18 protein-coding genes and 1 tRNA gene are annotated in these 17,524 nt (G+C 37.7%); 16 read left to right on the forward strand and 3 right to left on the reverse strand.

Annotation, left to right across the window (positions count from 1 at the left end; all coding sequences use genetic code 11):
• The first annotated feature begins 420 nt into the window (after nt 1–420).
• On the forward strand, nt 421–1,266 hold the full coding sequence (locus H3U73_RS10270) for a glycosyltransferase family 2 protein (RefSeq protein ID WP_084549705.1): 846 nt from the start codon (nt 421–423) through the stop codon (nt 1,264–1,266).
• Between the two features lie 2 nt (nt 1,267–1,268).
• A complete protein-coding gene (locus H3U73_RS10275; protein WP_198190503.1) occupies nt 1,269–2,330 on the forward strand; it encodes a glycosyltransferase family 2 protein in 1,062 nt (353 codons plus the stop codon).
• An 818-nt stretch (nt 2,331–3,148) separates the two neighbouring features.
• Here H3U73_RS10275 and H3U73_RS10280 read toward each other — a convergent pair.
• Together H3U73_RS10280 and H3U73_RS10285 are read right to left on the reverse strand one after the other, a co-directional pair.
• Nucleotides 3,149–3,379 (reverse strand): hypothetical protein, encoded by a 231-nt coding sequence (locus tag H3U73_RS10280; protein WP_025330182.1) that lies wholly within the window; start codon nt 3,377–3,379, stop codon nt 3,149–3,151.
• Between the two features lie 47 nt (nt 3,380–3,426).
• Nucleotides 3,427–3,603 carry a hypothetical protein gene (locus H3U73_RS10285; protein ID WP_172349974.1) on the reverse strand — a complete coding sequence of 59 codons (177 nt, stop codon included), beginning with the start codon at nt 3,601–3,603 and terminating at the stop codon, nt 3,427–3,429.
• 357 nt (nt 3,604–3,960) lie between these two features.
• Here H3U73_RS10285 and H3U73_RS10290 point away from each other — a divergent pair.
• Nucleotides 3,961–4,036 (forward strand) — tRNA-Glu (locus H3U73_RS10290).
• 650 nt (nt 4,037–4,686) lie between these two features.
• Nucleotides 4,687–5,022, forward strand: a complete 336-nt coding sequence (locus tag H3U73_RS10295; protein WP_198190504.1) for a hypothetical protein — start codon at nt 4,687–4,689, stop codon at nt 5,020–5,022.
• An 802-nt stretch (nt 5,023–5,824) separates the two neighbouring features.
• Here the strand turns inward: H3U73_RS10295 and H3U73_RS10300 are convergent.
• Nucleotides 5,825–7,867 carry an OPT family oligopeptide transporter gene (locus H3U73_RS10300; protein WP_084549935.1) on the reverse strand — a complete coding sequence of 681 codons (2,043 nt, stop codon included), beginning with the start codon at nt 7,865–7,867 and terminating at the stop codon, nt 5,825–5,827.
• A 308-nt stretch (nt 7,868–8,175) separates the two neighbouring features.
• Here H3U73_RS10300 and serB point away from each other — a divergent pair, with 308 nt between their 5' ends.
• The 12 genes from serB (at nt 8,176) to iscX (ending at nt 17,463) form a co-directional block, all read left to right on the forward strand.
• Nucleotides 8,176–9,018: a phosphoserine phosphatase SerB gene (gene serB / locus H3U73_RS10305; RefSeq protein WP_084549967.1), complete on the forward strand. Its 843-nt coding sequence runs from the start codon at nt 8,176–8,178 to the stop codon at nt 9,016–9,018.
• Between the two features lie 109 nt (nt 9,019–9,127).
• Nucleotides 9,128–10,069, forward strand: a complete 942-nt coding sequence (gene pip, locus H3U73_RS10310; RefSeq protein ID WP_084549937.1) for a prolyl aminopeptidase — start codon at nt 9,128–9,130, stop codon at nt 10,067–10,069.
• Between the two features lie 544 nt (nt 10,070–10,613).
• Entirely contained in the window at nt 10,614–11,084 is a 471-nt protein-coding gene (locus tag H3U73_RS10315) for a Fe-S cluster assembly transcription factor (RefSeq protein WP_025330177.1), read from the forward strand.
• Nucleotides 11,085–11,124: 40 nt separating this feature from the next.
• A complete protein-coding gene (locus H3U73_RS10320) occupies nt 11,125–12,339 on the forward strand; it encodes an IscS subfamily cysteine desulfurase (RefSeq protein WP_025330176.1) in 1,215 nt (404 codons plus the stop codon).
• 133 nt (nt 12,340–12,472) lie between these two features.
• Nucleotides 12,473–12,856 carry a Fe-S cluster assembly scaffold IscU gene (gene iscU / locus H3U73_RS10325; protein WP_025330175.1) on the forward strand — a complete coding sequence of 128 codons (384 nt, stop codon included), beginning with the start codon at nt 12,473–12,475 and terminating at the stop codon, nt 12,854–12,856.
• Between the two features lies 1 nt (nt 12,857).
• Nucleotides 12,858–13,136, forward strand: coding sequence for a hypothetical protein (locus H3U73_RS10330; RefSeq protein ID WP_084549941.1), 279 nt, complete (start codon nt 12,858–12,860; stop codon nt 13,134–13,136).
• Between the two features lie 33 nt (nt 13,137–13,169).
• A complete protein-coding gene (gene iscA, locus H3U73_RS10335; protein WP_025330173.1) occupies nt 13,170–13,490 on the forward strand; it encodes an iron-sulfur cluster assembly protein IscA in 321 nt (106 codons plus the stop codon).
• Nucleotides 13,491–13,632: 142 nt separating this feature from the next.
• Entirely contained in the window at nt 13,633–14,136 is a 504-nt protein-coding gene (gene hscB, locus H3U73_RS10340) for a Fe-S protein assembly co-chaperone HscB (protein ID WP_078474327.1), read from the forward strand.
• Nucleotides 14,137–14,225: 89 nt separating this feature from the next.
• Nucleotides 14,226–16,094, forward strand: coding sequence for a Fe-S protein assembly chaperone HscA (gene hscA, locus H3U73_RS10345; protein ID WP_198190505.1), 1,869 nt, complete (start codon nt 14,226–14,228; stop codon nt 16,092–16,094).
• Between the two features lie 53 nt (nt 16,095–16,147).
• A complete protein-coding gene (locus H3U73_RS10350) occupies nt 16,148–16,774 on the forward strand; it encodes a glutathione S-transferase family protein (RefSeq protein ID WP_198190506.1) in 627 nt (208 codons plus the stop codon).
• A 72-nt stretch (nt 16,775–16,846) separates the two neighbouring features.
• Entirely contained in the window at nt 16,847–17,188 is a 342-nt protein-coding gene (gene fdx / locus H3U73_RS10355) for an ISC system 2Fe-2S type ferredoxin (RefSeq protein ID WP_025330169.1), read from the forward strand.
• Between the two features lie 80 nt (nt 17,189–17,268).
• Nucleotides 17,269–17,463, forward strand: a complete 195-nt coding sequence (gene iscX, locus H3U73_RS10360) for a Fe-S cluster assembly protein IscX (protein ID WP_025330168.1) — start codon at nt 17,269–17,271, stop codon at nt 17,461–17,463.
• Nucleotides 17,464–17,524: the final 61 nt, after the last annotated feature.

Below are 17,524 nucleotides of genomic sequence, written 5' to 3' on the forward strand. Positions count from 1 at the left end.
TTTGATGCTCTGAAAATTTTTTCATATTGAAATTCTCCTTAAAAATATCATAGAGAATTTTCTACTTTCTTGCTGTACTATTTTAGGGGATAGTTACAATATTGTTCTTAATTTAGTCAAAATAGTAATATATTTACATATATAAGCTATTGAGATATTATACGTAATTTACAGAATATAATACAGCAATATTGTTGGTACATATACATGTTTAAGCGGATACTATCATTTAAAGTTATTAAATTATTGGGGATTACTCTTTATATTAAGACAATTAAATCAGTAGAGGAATATGGTTAAAAATTTCCCTTTTTAAAAAATAATATATTTATTTTTGAATATAAATATTTACTCGAAAATATATCAAAAAATATTTGTATAAGTTTTGACTTAATATCAGCGAATGATGGTTGGGATAATATGTTACCTGCTAAATATACACTTTCAATTGGTATAATTACTTATAATAATCCTATTGAGGAAATTGAACGAAATCTGGAGGCAATTTATAGCCAGCAATATTCTCAAAACAAAATTCACATAATAATAAGAAATCAGGGAAATTACCGCACTTTGGAAGAAATACTTCTTCTTATCCAACAAAAGCAGTGGACTAACATTGATGTTTATCATGGAGAAAATATAGGATTTGGTGCTGGCCATAATGATATTTTTTCAAGGGTATCTTCAGATTCTAAAGCTTATATTTGCTTGAATCCTGATGGATTTTTACATCCGGCAGCTTTGACTGAATTAGTTAACATGGCTGGATATAATAACTGGCATGGTATATTTGAAGCAATTCATGAACCAATAATGCATCCTAAAAGTTTTAATCATAATACAGGAGAAACAGATTGGTGCTCTGGTGCCTGTATGCTTATTCCAGTTGATATTTACCAAAAAATTAACGGTTTTGATAAAGATTTTTTTCTATACTGTGAAGATGTTGATTTTTCTTGGCGAGTTAAAGCAGCGGGATATAAATGCTTTACATGTACAAAAGCCTTATTTTTTCATTATGCTATGGATAGAAAAGATAGGGAATTAGAAATATGGAAATCAGCGACACTGATAGCACATAAATGGCGCTCAGTCAAATTTAAAAATTTCGCCTTAAATCAATGGAAAAAACGTTTAGATTTATCAGATATAGATTTAAATGAACAATTAATTAATGTTCAACAACACACTGTAGATGAAGTCATAAAAGCAAATCCGGATTTTAAAAACGGTTTAAACTTCTCTAAACCGATGTGGAGATAATAATGAAAAAAAACGATTTAATTTCAATTATTATACGTACTATGCCAGGACGAGAAAAATTCTTGGATAAATGCCTGTTTATTTTGTCAGGTCAGCTACACAAAAATATTGAACCAATTATTGTAGTACAAAAATTACAAAATGATGATTCTTTAGAAAAAATTGAGTCTATAGTTTCTATATGGAAAAATTATTTTAAGTGTTTTAAACTACTTAGTCATACAGCTAATCATGATGCTCGCTCTCACAGCTTAAATTTAGGAATGCAAGCGGCTACAGGACATTATTTAGCTTTCCTTGACGATGATGATAAAGTTTATCCTGATCATTATTCCAATATGATTGGCAAGTTGCAAACAAGTACTAATGCATGGGCCTACTCCGATATTATTTTGGCAACATATAATATAAACAATCAATTGATATCCAGATTAACGCCGTTTAAAAAAGATAGATATTCATTTATTACACATCTCCAAGGTAATTTTATTCCCATTCATAGCTTTGTCATAGATAGAAATAGAGCGCAAGATATAGGCTGGGTAGACGAATCCATGGATAAAAATGAAGATTATGAGTTTTTATTACGTCTTGCATATCACTATGAACCTCTTTATGTCGAAAAATATAGTGCTGAATATAGTGTACGTTCTGATGGAACCAATACTATAATAAGTACAGGTTCATCTGTGACAGAATTATATGAAAAAAAACAAAAGTGGAATGAAGCTGAATTGAAATTAAATCAAAAAAAGATTCAGAACTTTGGATGGTGGATAAAAGAAGTTGAGTCATTATCTTCACAACACCTACATTCAGGTGTACGAATTAATTATAAGGGTGCAAAGAACAATTTAAAAAATATATATAAATCAATTACTTGGAAATCAATTAGAATTTTTAAAAAAATAAATTGGAAACTACGCGGACGTAAGAAAAAAAGGGATATTGTACCTAAAGATGATTTACAAGCATTAGGAATACTACTGAAAATATACTCATCAAAAAGTTGGTTGATTATTTCCCCTTTATATGCAATTGAAAGCTATCTAAGAAAATTTTAAATAATATGGTATTTATTTGAATTTTTAAAAATTAATTAAATACAATGAATTATTTAAAGAAAAGTGTTTTAAAATTATTTAGGTTATAAAAGTTTAATTAATTATAATGGTGATAAAAAAGATTTGAATAGGATATTATAAAACCTCTATAGGAAACATATATTAAGTTATATTATCTATCTATTTTTATCACCACTAACTACTTTATCACTTTGAAATATCTAAATGATCAATAGTAGCTGATACTAAAATAAGGTAAAAATAATATTTATAAATAAAATACATTCATTTTAATTTTAAAATATCAAGCATTTTTTATACTATCGCCATTTAATATCATATATTACTTCTCCAATAAATAAAATAAAGAACAATAAACTGAACAACTAAAATTTTACTTATAGCTTCAGATGATAAATTTATAAGAAATATAAAGTATACTATAAAGTGCTATTAAAACTATTTATTTAAAATAATATATTAACCATTAATATGCTATAAACGTTTTCAATATTTTCTCAAATTGACTTGAGTGTAGTATTTTTGTTAGTTGATTTATACAAATACAAATCAACTATCTCCAAGAAAATAAAAAGTATTTTGAAATTAAATATCTATTTCAACTATTAAGTAAAGTACATTAACCAGATAACATGCAATACAACACATACATTTTATTTAAATCAAAAATATATAAAAATTAAGCTGCATCAGAACCGTCATTCTGATTCAGCTTGCAGAGTTTAAATCTATCAACTTTGTAGCCTGATTGGCCTAATCAGGCTACATTTGTACTTACCTTTTCAGATAAGATTCATTCATTGTTCACGAATTACCCGGTAAGTTGGCTGATTTTCATCGATTTCGATTTTTTTCAGCTTGTCACAACTAGGCGTACCAGCGAAGTCTTTAAATGGCGACTCCTGCTCATTTTTACAATTTTGTTTCAGGCGAATTTTATCAAATTGAGAAGGTTTATATGCAAAAGCATTGCTAAATGAAAAAGATAACAGTAATGTTAAAAGAATACATGTTAAATCAGTTTTCATTTTATGAATTCCTTCTCAAAGAGAATAAAATTTAACCTATACAACTTTTATTTACTATTTAAATAATCCCAAATATAAGACAAACTTTCTCTAACTTGAAAGTTATTAGTATCACTTCCTTGATAAATGGCACGATAATTACCATAATCAATTACTTTATTAACCATATCTCTGTTAATAAGTGCTTTACACCCATTAGCTGCAGTAACAGTAAAATAAACCATATTTTCACCTTTGTAAATAAATATATAATAATTGATATGTTGTTTAAACAACATAAATATTATATCATAAAATATTTATTTATACATAGATTTAACTAAACTTAACTATTTATCAATTTGTTATGAATATATCATTAATTGATTTTAATTTTTATAAAATTTATTCAAATAAATTTTATTATTTAATTTGTCTTTTTAAAAACAAAGCAAAGTAATATCAAAGTTGACAATATAATAATTCTGATAAAGAGATATTTCTTGTAATAATTAAAACTGTTAGAATTACTTTTCATACTTGTGAAAATGATATATGTTTATACAAATTGTAGTATCATATACACACTAACACATATTAATGCGCCTATCGTCTAGAGGCCGAGGACACTACCCTTTCACGGTAGCAACCGGGGTTCGAATCCCTGTAGGCGTGCCATTCGTTTTTACTATGAACCGCTTTTGCATTCACAATCCGTTCGGGTAAATAGTTTATAGCTTTTTCATCGTCAAAAACTTCAATACTCTCTATAAATAATTGTAAAAAAATCCTTATTTTTCTAACATTCTTTATATTTGTTATAAAATTCCGCAGAGCTTTTATAGCTGAACTAATTTCAATACCAGATGGCTCGACAAAGACAGGCTCAGCAGATATTTTTCCTGTTCAATTAATAGAGCTCTATCTGTTTCATCTTAATTTGATATTTGTTTCATAATTGAACTTACTTCATCTAAACCGTTTTCAATTGCATTTATTAACACATCACATTTACTCTTGACATCGTCCAGCTTATTCTTAACTAATTCAACTCGCTCTTTTTGTTCAAAATTTTTTAAACATAAATGTTGAACATCTCTATTTAATTATATTTATCTCTATTTAATATAAAAAAAATTTACTAAAACAAATTAAATTTATAATATACTTAAATAAACTACAGTTATTTAATAATTTGATTTATTTTTAGCTGTATAACCTCTATTTTGGTTCGCAAAATATTAAGGTTTTAGTTGATTAGAAATATATTGGTTTTCATTATTAACGCAATTCAATTAGAACAAACATGGATTTATAAGGTGTCAATTATGAATGAACAAACATCAAAGGATAAACCAATAGGTACTTGTCCGTATTGTGACCATAAAGTCAGAGCAAAAATTTTTGTTAAAAATAATTTAAGAAGAGATATGTGTAAATGTCCAAATTGTGAAAAAACCATTTATGTTTGCCGAAACTATGGATGTAGAAATTATGCAGTTGGAGGAGAATATTATGATGATGAGCTTTGTCCTACTTGTGCAAAAGCATTGATGGAATTTGTAGGAAAACGTGCAGGAAAATTCGCAGATATTTTAATCACTGTATCAGCAACAACATTAGCAACAGCATTAGCAACAGCATTTATAAAGAAGAAGGCGTAAAAGATTAAGTAGTAAATAAAAACTCAAACATGAGATTGCGTTAACACAACTCGGCTAACATATTGCTCATATTAATATTCATTGAGTTTTTTGACAACTCGACTTGTTAATTTGTGCCGGCAATTACAATCAGATAACGCAGACAAGAATCAGTCTCAAAGATCAGCGTCTAGTAACACAAACGCTGCAATGTGTTACATCCAGATTACCTTGTATAAATCAGTTTAATCTTCACAATACCTTGCTGATTTTTTTAGTGTATAACCTTACTAAGCTCACGGTACTTGTAACTTCTTCGCTCACCTTGCTCGCTCCCTGTCAACGTGGCACCAGGTGCGGAATGCATCCGCTGTGCATTAACAATAGAAAATAAAAATTTCCCAGTCTCCAGACTGATAATGTGAATATCAAAATTTACTATAATAAAAGAGATATTATTACAACAAATATAATGAATTTAGAAATCAGAGTTAGTTGAAATATTAATTTTCAATAACAGTTTATTGGGCAATGTGTTCAATTATTACTGTATTCATTTTTATAATAATATTCGTTACATAAAAAATTATTCTCTATAAGGCTATATTAAAAATACTAATAAAATATCTATTCAAGAAAAATTTATATGATTTTATATTAACATTAGATATTTTCGAGATAGCTAGTATTGAAGTTATTTTTTTATTTTTCTTAAGTATGATGGCATATAAATATACTGTAGAATTATTTTATTTAGGTCTATATAACTCAGAAGATGTACAAAAAACAGCGCTTTTTACGCGCTGTTTTTATTAATTAACTGTTATTTTTTTATTATTTGCCGTACCAGAATTGCCATAAATGAGATAAAGAGAAGTAAACCTAATAATTCTCCAATTTTATCCCAGCCCTGCAAATTCAAAGCTAGCGGAGATTCGCCGCCGCCCAGAGCAATAGACGCAACAATTACCATAGCCATTACTACACCCACGATACTTTCACCGACTATTAATCCAGCAGCCAGCAATGTACCACGACGATCTGTGGCTTTAACCTCTTTCTCCTGAATAGCTGGATCAGTATGGCGCTTTTTGATATAACGCAAACATAAATAGGATAATACTGTTCCAATAAAGATTGGCATATTGACGGAAGCCGGCAGATAAATACCCATACCCACAGCCAGCGGAGGTACACTCCAGCCCGGACGAAGATATTTGACTACCACATCAAGCACAATCAGGAATACACCCAGAAATACGCCTGCTCTGATGTATGCCCATTCCAGATTGTGAGAAAAAATCCCTTTGGCAATAGTGGTCATCAGAGTTGCCTGCGGTGCTGACAGTGCCTGAGCAGCATCCATTCCGGCACGTGGTAAGGCTCCGGTAAAACCATAAGCGTTATACAACAGTTCAAGTACTGGTGAGATTACTATCGCACCAACAATGCTGCCAATAATTAGTGCTACTTGCTGGCGCCACGGTGTAGCCTGAACCAGATGGCCGGTTTTTAAATCCTGCAGATTATCATTAGAAATAGTGGAAATGGCCATAACCACAGAAGCAGTAAATAATGCTAAAGCTGTCATAAACTGATTACCACCAGCTTGTGCGAAAATACCGCTAGACTGACCAATCACCATGAATACCAGCGATATAATGATGATTGAAACAATACCGATACTGGATATCGGGCTGGAAGAAGAACCAATCAGACCAGCCATATAGCCACTGGCTGCTGCCACAAGAAAACCTATAATGAAGGCCATGATGGTGGCACACGCAACTAAAGCACAGGCCAGTCCGAAAGATATCGGCGCAGTGGCAATAAAGCTGTAAAAGGTAGCAACCAGAATGATCAGAGTAGCCACTACAATCAGCATCATGGTTTTAGGCGATAAATCCTGATTTACCCGCTCCTGTGTCTTGCTGGTTTGTGAATCCGATCCAAAGGCCTGAAAAGAAAGTTTCATGCCTTCAAGCATAGGTTTGAAAAGGGTAATTAATGTCCAGATTGCAGCAACAGCGATGGCTCCGGCGCCAATATAGCGGACTTTGGTTACCCAAAGTTTAATTGCAAAATCCATCATTGAAACATTTTCAGGCATTGCAGTGGTACTGGTGAAATATGGTACGGCTATTCCCCATGAAAAAAACATGCCTAGCAGTACAGCAATACCACCGGTAATACCTACCAGCCAACCGGCACCCAGCAAAGCCAGTGAAAAGCCCATGGGCACCTGAAATACGGCTCCGCCTACTTTAAACCAGTAACTGGCACTTTCACTTATTACGCGTAAGCCGCCGGCCAGAAAGCTGAAAATACCGGATAAAATACCACCGGTAACAATCTGCTTAACTCCGCTTTGCGGTGAATCTTCATCATTTTCCTGTGGTTGATTGTGGTCACCAGCCTTGAGTATTTCAGCGGCGGCTAAACCTTCCGGATAAGGTAAATCACTATTAACAACCAGTACATGGCGTAAAGGAATAGTGAAAATAACACCAAGAATACCGCCGGCAACGCATATCAAGGTTGTCTGCCAGAATGGAAAACCCTGCCAGTAACCAATCATTAACAAACCGGGCAGAACAAAGATAATTGAAGACAAGGTACCGGCCGCCGATGCCTGTGTTTGTACCATATTGTTTTCAAGAATATTTGAACCATGAAAGCATTTGAGTACAGCCATAGAGATTACGGCAGCGGGTATGGATGAAGCGAATGTCAGGCCAACTTTCAGCCCCAGATATACATTAGATGCAGTAAATATTACTGTAATTAATGCACCTAAGATCATACCGCGAACAGTAAGTTCGCGATACTGATCGACCGCCGATGAGGTGGTTGAGGGGTGTTGCATGTAATAACTCCATAAAAATGCGACTTGGAATAATAGCAATAATACTAAAATTTCTGGATATTTATTTATCCTTTCACAACCGCAATTTTGGACAAAAAGTTGCATTGTACAAACTCATTTGTAATTTTTCTTTATGTTTAAAGAATTTAATGTAAATTAAGTTTTTTATTTTTATTTTTAGTTTAAATAAGATTAATTTTACTCAATTTCCGGATTCTGATTTCAGCACTTATTTTCTTTTTAACTGTTGGTTGTCAAGCCTATTGTGGATGTCTATACTGAATTTTTTTTCTGGCTGTATATTTGTTATGCTTCCTGTTCTGGTTTTACAACATACGGATTTACATCTGTGTGACTTATCCCATTTAAACGCAATTATGCCGTTAAATCCGGAATATACATTTGATAATTCTGTGCTGCGACTGCCGGTTAGTGTTGATTTCGAATTATCTGAATCAGCACAGACTCAGCTGATTGAGCAAAAAATTGATTTTGCTATTTTGCCTGACCAGAATTTTGCAGACTTAGGATTAATTGTTAGTGATATGGATTCCACTTTGATTACCATAGAATGTGTGGATGAAATTGCTGCCGGAATGGGATTACAGGCACAGGTTGCGGCCATCACCGAACGCTCAATGCGCGGTGAAATTGATTTTGAGCAATCGTTACGGGCGCGTGTAGCTTTATTAAAGGGTTTACCGGTTGAAGAATTAAAACAGGTTTATGAACATGTACTGAAACTTTCTCCGGGTGCAGAATGGCTGTTGCAGCAGTGTCAGAAATATGCAGTTAAATTCATGCTGATTTCCGGTGGATTTACTTATTTTACTCAACGGCTGCAGCAACAATTCGGACTTGATTATTCTTTTGCTAATCAGCTGGTGATACAAGATAATGTTCTGAACGGAGAGCTGGCAGGCAGAATTATTGATGCTCAGGCTAAAGCTGATTTACTGGTTCAATTCAGAGAAAAACTTGGACTAAACCCAATGCAGGTACTGGCAATGGGTGACGGTGCAAATGATATTCCGATGCTACAGGCAGCCGGTTTTGGAGTTGCCTACCACGCCAAACCGAAAACACAGGCCGCAACGTCTATTAATATACGCTTTGGCGGTCTGGACGCCGTACGTAAGTGGTTTCGCTGATTGATAACCGCAGACAGCCGGCAGAACAGTGATAAAACCAGATACAAATTGAATTATAATTTAATAATAATCATTTAGTTAGTTTGCAGATGCTTTCAGGAACACATTTATGTATCCAATAACTGAACCATATCAGTCCGGATTATTGCAGGTTTCTGCAATTCATCAGATTTACTGGGAAGAAAGCGGCAATCCGGCCGGTAAACCAGTTATTTTTTTACATGGCGGGCCGGGAGCCGGAGCCTCGCCTGCATGCCGCGGTTTCTTCAATCCGGAAAAATACCGCATTATTATTATTGACCAGCGTGGATGCGGTCGTTCCCTGCCCTATGCCTGTATTGACGACAATACTACATGGGATCTGGTTGAAGATTTAGAAAAAATTCGCAAGATGCTGCACATTGAACGCTGGCAGGTATTTGGTGGTTCATGGGGGAGCTCACTGGCACTTGCTTATGCTAAAACTTATCCGCAAAGAGTCAGTGAGCTGATACTGCGCGGTATTTTTCTGTGCCGGCCAAATGAAATTACTTGGGTTTATCAGCAAGGCGCAAATCATATTTTTCCGGAAGCATGGGAGAATTATCTCGCACCGATTGCTGAAGATAAACAGCATAATTTAGTAGATGCCTATCATGAGTTGTTATGCCATCCTTATACGGATGAAACAACTCAGCTCAATGCAGCTAAAGCATGGGCCCAATGGGAAAGTAGTATTGTACATTTAGAGCATAATCAGGCTGGTATAGACGAATATAATGATCCGCAGCGTGCCTTGGCAATTGCAAGGATTGAAAATCATTATTTTGTCCATCGCTGCTGGCTGGCAAGCGAATTTGCCTTACTGGAAAATATTCAGATACTGGCTGATATTCCGATTGTCATTGTTCAGGGGCGCTATGATATGTGCACACCGATTGAAAGCGCATGGGAATTGCATCAGGCTTTACCGCATGCCAGACTGGTAGTCACTATGGCCGGTCATTCTGGCTTTGAACCGGCAAATCAGGCTGCTCTGGTGGCTGCTACCGATGCTTTTGCCAGTTTATAACATTTATTCCGGACATTTCTTGCAGGTCTGAATATATTCAGACCTGTTTTATTTTCAGAAATATGATTTTTCAATCAGCATAAATATTTTGAATTTTAATTTCTTATCAAAAAAAGTATCAATATCTTTTAAAGTTAAGCTATTAACTCAGCTTTATTAACCACTTCAGTATTTTTACGGCTTGCATTATTTTTTCATTTTACTATCCGTGAGCTTGATTCCGGCCTGTTCTCAGAAAAACCGATAATCCCGAATTTCTTAATCATTCTGTGCTTATCATATACAAACGCTCTGATTGGATGAATGTTATTAATAATCTGGAAATATCATCCGCAAAAATTAAAACAATTCGTTCGGTTCTTCTGCCAGGCAGCTGTAAACAGTCTGTATTTCCAGTGTTTTAACCAGTATTAATTTTAGAATCTTATGTATTTGTGATGGAATTTATTCTGACATAATTACTTGATTTATCCATGAATAAAGTTGACTAAAATTGTCGGGTATTAGATAATTCATACATTGTCAATCTGTTTCGGGTTTTGTCATGCGTTTAACCACCAAAGGGCGTTTTGCCGTCATTGCCATGCTGGATTTAGCTATGCATGCGCAATCTGGTGCAGTAAACCTGACTGCAATAAGTGAACGTCAGCGCATTTCCCTGTCTTATCTTGAGCAGCTGTTCGGAAAATTACGCCGTGCCGGGCTGGTAGAAAGTATTCGCGGGCCGGGGGGCGGCTATGTACTGAGTCATGATGCTGCTCAGATTAATATTGCAGATATTATCTCTGCAGCGGAAGACACTCTGGATGCTACCGTTTGCGGCGGTCATGCTGATTGTCAGGATGGTTCACCCTGTCTGACACATGACTTATGGGCAAATCTGAATAAAACCATAGACAGCTATCTGCGCGGCATTACTTTGCAATGCATTCTGAATCAGCGAACTTACCATAACAACAGTAATGAAAAAAAAAGCAACCCGGAGCAGCCAGTTACCTTAATTAATCTGCATTAATACTCCGGCGCAGCCATAGATATTTAAAGAGAACACGACAATGACCGTAAAACTTCCTATCTACCTTGATTATTCAGCTACAACACCGGTTGATCCGCGTGTGGCTGAAAAAATGATTCCTTACCTGACGGAATTTTTTGGTAATCCGGCATCCAATAGCCATAGCTTTGGCTGGCAGGCAGAAGAAGCCGTAGAAAATGCACGCAATGAAATTGCTGCTTTGATTGGTGCGGATTCTAAAGAAATTATCTTCACTTCAGGAGCCACTGAGTCTGACAATCTGGCATTGAAAGGTGCGGCACAGTTTTATGCCAGTAAAGGTAAGCATCTGATTACGGTCAAAACTGAACATAAAGCTATCCTGGATACCATGCGAGAGCTGGAAAGAGAAGGCTTCGAAGTTACCTATCTGGGTGTACAGGAAAACGGTTTGATTGATATGGCAGAGCTGGAAGCTGCTATCCGTCCTGATACAACCTTAGTCAGTGTGATGTGGGTAAATAATGAAATCGGTGTAATTCAGGATATTGCAGCTATTGGTGCACTTTGTGCTGAAAAAGGAGTTATTTTTCACGTCGATGCCGCTCAGGCTACCGGTAAAGTTCATATTGACGTAAAAGCCAATCAGATTGGTTTGCTGAGTATGTCTGCACACAAAACCTACGGCCCTAAAGGAATTGGTGCTTTGTATGTACGCCGCAAACCCCGTGTCCGCCTGAATGCACAGATGCATGGCGGCGGGCATGAGCGTGGTTTCCGTTCCGGCACACTGGCTACTCATCAAATTGTCGGCATGGGTGAGGCATTCCGTTTGGCGCGTCTGGAAATGGATAAAGACAATGCTCATGCTAAAGCACTGCGTGACCGTTTTCTCAATGCAATTAAAGGTGTTGAAGAAGTATATATCAATGGTGATTTACAACATCGCGTGTATCAAAATCTGAATATCAGCTTTAATTTTGTTGAGGGTGAAAGTCTGATTATGGCTGTTAAAGATATCGCTGTTTCCAGCGGATCTGCCTGCACTTCCGCAAGTCTGGAGCCAAGCTATGTACTGCGCGCACTGGGTCGCAATGATGAGCTGGCGCACAGTTCTCTGCGTATTACATTCGGACGTTTTACTACCGAAGCCGAGATTGATTATGCTGCTGAACTGATTAAATCCAAAATCGGTAAATTACGCGAATTGTCTCCATTATGGGAAATGCATCAGGAAGGTATTGATTTGAGTAGTGTCGAATGGGCAGCACATTAATCAGCTCAGACTGAAACGATATATTCTGCCCTGCTATATCGCAGGGCTGTACACCAAAAACAGGTTATTTGCTGCGAATATAAAAGCAATTGTAGTTATTCTGGCATTAGAAGAATTGTAAAAGGAACTTATTATGGCCTACAGTGACAAAGTCATTGATCATTATGAAAATCCGCGCAATGTCGGCTCTTTTGAAAAGGGTGACCAGAGCGTGGGTACCGGTATGGTAGGCGCACCAGCCTGCGGCGATGTAATGAAATTACAAATCAAAGTAAGTGATAACGGTATTATTGAAGATGCCAAATTCAAAACTTATGGCTGCGGTTCTGCTATTGCTTCTTCAAGTCTGATTACAGAATGGGTTAAAGGTAAGAGTCTGGATGAGGCTTTGGCTATTAAAAACAGTGCCATTGCTGAAGAACTAGCATTACCACCAGTAAAAATACATTGTTCTATTCTGGCAGAAGATGCTATTAAGGCTGCTGTAGCTGATTATCGAAAAAAACATAACGAGTAATATGATGATTTTTGGCAGTACCGCAAATAACAACGAACCCACTACTGAAAATAATGACAATCAATCGGTTAATGCAGTACGCCTAAACGATATCAGAATGTGTACCAGTCAATTTTGCCTGGAATGCGGTGAATCAATATCATCTGAACATCAGCTTGAGTTTCCTGGTACACGTTTTTGTATTAACTGTGAAGAAAATATTGCCATTAAGCGCTCATTTCTTTCATCTTACAAACGTCGTTTTAATCATAATTGTAAAAAACCTGAAGGTACTGCATAGTAAATTCAGGACAAATTTCCAACAGGTGAGAATATGATTTCTCTGACTGAAAAAGCCGCTAAGCATATTAGCAATTATCTGACCAAACGTGGTAAAGGCGAAGGTATTCGTCTCGGGGTTAAAAACAGTGGCTGTTCGGGTATGGCGTATACTCTTGAATTTGTTGATAACATCCAGCCGGAAGATCTATTGTTTGAACAACATGGTGTCAAAGTATTTGTTGATCCTAAAAGTCATGTTTATCTGGATGGTACTGAACTGGATTTTGTTAAAGAGGGATTACAAGAAGGTTTTAAATTTGCCAACCCCAATGCCAAAGATGAATGCGGTTGTGGTGAAAGCTTTCATGTTTAAATAAATAACCCTGTTGCCGGAATGTCGCAATTCTGCCGGCTGATAAGCAAAATACAGCATTACACCAAATTTTGCGAAAAGCCTGTTTTTCATGTCCGGTATCTTTAGCTTTGACCCAATTTTCACCATAAAGGTGAGCCACATGAACCAATACTTTGCTCTTTTTCAATTACCCGAACAGTTCAATATTGATGATAAGCAACTGGAGCAGAATTATCGCCTGCTGGCAGCACAGTGCCATCCGGATAAATTTGCTGCCAGAAGTGCTTTTGAACAAAAGCAGGCCATGATGATGGCTGCTACCGTTAACGAAGCTTATCGTATTCTGAGCAATCCGCTTGACCGGGCTGCATATTTATTGAAACAACAGGGAATAGACGCGGATGCACCTGAGCATACGCACTTTCCGGCTGAGTTTTTAATGCAGCAGATGCAATGGCGTGAAACACTCGAAGACGCCCGTACAGAAGCTGACTGGACAACACTGAAAGAACTTGCAGCAACTATTGAGCTCGAACAAACCGGCTTATACCAGCAACTGGATGCGACCTTTATTCAGAATCAGCCGGAAAAAGCAGCAGAATTGGTACGCCAGGGGCGTTTTTTACACAAATTACAAAGTGAAATTCAAGCTGCGCTTCCCTGACATCATCAGAATCAATGTATCAGAGATATGCTTTGATAAAAAATCGAAGTATTAAGTAATATTTAAGAAATCAGGACTAAATTCAGATTATGGCTTTATTGCAAATTGCCGAACCCGGCCTTTCCGCTGTACCGCATGAACATCGTCGTGCTGTAGGCATTGATTTAGGCACAACTAATAGCTTAGTTGCAACCGTACGCAGTGGTTATGCCGAATGTCTCGCAGACGAACAGGGAAGGATTACCCTGCCCTCTGTTGTCCGCTACCAGCAGGATAGCGTACCGGAAGTAGGCACAGATGCATTAAAAGCACAGCGTATCGATCCGGCCAACACCATCAGTTCAGCTAAACGTCTGATTGGTCGTACTCTTGAAGATATCAATAATCAGTCTGAAACCCGTTATCTGCCCTATCATTTTACTAATGATGAACGCATTATCAGCATTCACACTCGTGCAGGAAATAAAACCCCGATAGATGTCTCTGCAGATATTCTCCGTGTTTTGAAAACCCGTGCAGAAAACACACTCGGTGGTGAACTTGCCGGCGCAGTGATTACCGTACCGGCCTATTTTGACGATGCACAGCGCCAGGCAACCAAAGATGCCGCCCGTCTGGCCGGTCTGCATGTTTTACGCTTACTGAATGAACCCACCGCGGCAGCAATTGCTTATGGTCTGGACAATGCCGCTGAAGGAACATTTATCGTTTATGATCTTGGCGGTGGAACATTTGATGTTTCAGTTTTAACCTTAAGCCGTGGTCTGTTTGAAGTAAAAGCAACAAACGGTAACAGTGCTCTGGGTGGTGACGATTTCGACCAGCGTTTGTTTTGCTGGTTGCTGGAACAGAATAAATTATCACAGTTAAATGCACAGGATAGCGCATTATTACAATCACTTTCACGTGCAGCCAAAGAAGCTCTGACAAGTGAAACTTCAACCACCATTGCCGCCACTCTTTCTAACGGACAAAAAATCCTCACTGATATCAGCCGTGACACCTTTCATCAGCTAACTCAGCCTCTGGTAGCCAAAACACTGGAGCCGGTTAAACAGGCAATGCGCGATGCCGACATCAGCAAAAGTGAGATAAAAGGGGTAATTATGGTAGGCGGAGCTACGCGCATGCTGCATGTACAGCAGGCTGTAGCCACTTTCTTTGGTCAGACTCCGCTGAATAACCTTAATCCGGATGAGGTTGTAGCATTGGGAGCTGCGATGCAGGCCAATGTACTGGCAGGCAATAAAAATGATGATGAATGGTTGTTACTGGATGTAACTCCGTTATCACTCGGTTTGGAAACTTATGGCGGACTGGTTGAAAAGGTTATCCCGCGCAACAGTACCTTACCTACAGCACGCGCTCAGGATTTTACAACCTTTAAAGACGGGCAAACAGCCATGATGATTCATGTTGTACAGGGTGAGCGTGAATTAGTCGCAGACTGCCGCAGTCTGGCACAATTCACACTCCGCGGCATCCCGCCGATGGCTGCCGGAGCAGCACGCATACGGGTGACATTTCAGGTTGATGCCGATGGTCTGCTTTCTGTTTCTGCCCGCGAACAAACTACAGGGGTACAGGCTCATATTGAAGTAAAACCTTCGTACGGACTTGACGATAGCGTTATTACCCAAATGCTGAAAGACAGTTTTACTCATGCACAAACCGATGCCAGACAACGTGCCCGTACAGAAGCCACAGTAGAAGCAGAAAGCATTATTGCGGCGGTCACCAATGCCCTATCTATGGATGCTGACTTACTTAGCAATGATGAACAACAGACTATTCAAACTGCACTGGAACACACCCGACAACAAATCCGGCAAGGAGATGCTCAGGATATTCGTGATGCTATTCATGCATTGAATCACGCAACTGATGAATTTGCTGCCAAACGCATGAACCGCAATATCCAACGTGCTTTACAAGGTAAAAACGTCAGAGAAATCTGATATTTCAAATGCAGACAAATTGAACTGTCTGCCGATACGATGGAGATAACATCATGTTAAAGCTATATTACATACCAAACACCTGTGCATTTATACCGCATGTGGCACTAGAATGGAGCGGACTTGAATATACCGCTGAAGAGGTAGGCCGCGACACAATCAAATCGCCGAAATATCTGGCACTGAACCCTCAGGGGCAAGTACCATTACTGACTGACGGCAACTGGGCACTGCGTCAGAATGTGGCAATCATTGATTACATCAATGATCTTGCACCGGATAAAGGTATCTATGGCGTTACAGCACAACATGATCCCAAAGCACGAGCCCTGGCCCGCCAATGGCTGGCCTTTGCCAATTCTGATTTACACATGAGCTTTAAACCTTATTTCTATGCAGCTCGCATGGTAGATGATGAAAAAGCACAGGAGAATCTGAAGGCCTATGCTAGTTCTGCTCTGAAAAATTTATTTTCCTTTGTTGATAATATTCTTGCTCAGCAGGATTACCTGACTGGCGATAATATCACTATTGCAGATGTTTACATTTTTATAGAAGCACATTGGACAAAAAGATGTAACATTGATCTGAGCGCATATCATAATCTGAGTAAATTCTATCAGCGCGTAAGTGCTGATACCGGTGTATCCACCGTACTGAAAGTACAAGGTATAATTTAATAACATATTCGGCGTGAATGGTTTTATTTTAAAACCGGACACGCCTGCTTTATTTAGAAACACGGAATTACCATGCCCAAAATTACTGTACTGCCCCATCCTCAACTCTGTCCTGAAGGTAAAGTTTTAAGTGACATTCCCACAGGAACCAGTATTTGTGATGCATTACTTGAGCATGATATTGAAATTGAACACGCCTGCGAAAAATCCTGCGCCTGCACAACCTGTCACGTTCTTATCCGCAAAGGATATGATAGCCTGCCTGAACCGACTGAACAGGAAGAAGATTTACTTGATCAGGCATGGGGGCTGGAAGCCGATTCACGCCTGAGCTGTCAGGCGCGTCTGGCTGATAGTGATGTTACCATCGAAATTCCAAAATATACCATCAATCATGCACGTGAAGAGCATTAACCTTACTTGTTAAGAATACTCTCTAAACCGATTGATTTAATAATATTTTTTAATTATCTAATTAAGTGCAGGCTTAAACCATGAAATGGACTGATATACACCGAATCGCCGAAGAACTGGCCGACCGCTACGAAGACATCAACCCTACTAACATCCGCTTTACCCAGCTGCGTGATCTGATACTGGCTTTACCAGAATTTGATGACAACCCTGAGCACTGCGGCGAGCGCATACTCGAAGCGGTTCAGCAGGCATGGATTGATGAAATTGCCTGAATTTAGTCATCTAAACTTATCAGAATATCCGTACAAATAATGATGTTACAGATGATGTCCG

Origin of the sequence: Snodgrassella sp. W8124 (assembly GCF_016100875.1) — a bacterium.
In the GTDB taxonomy this organism is placed as follows: domain Bacteria; phylum Pseudomonadota; class Gammaproteobacteria; order Burkholderiales; family Neisseriaceae; genus Snodgrassella; species Snodgrassella alvi.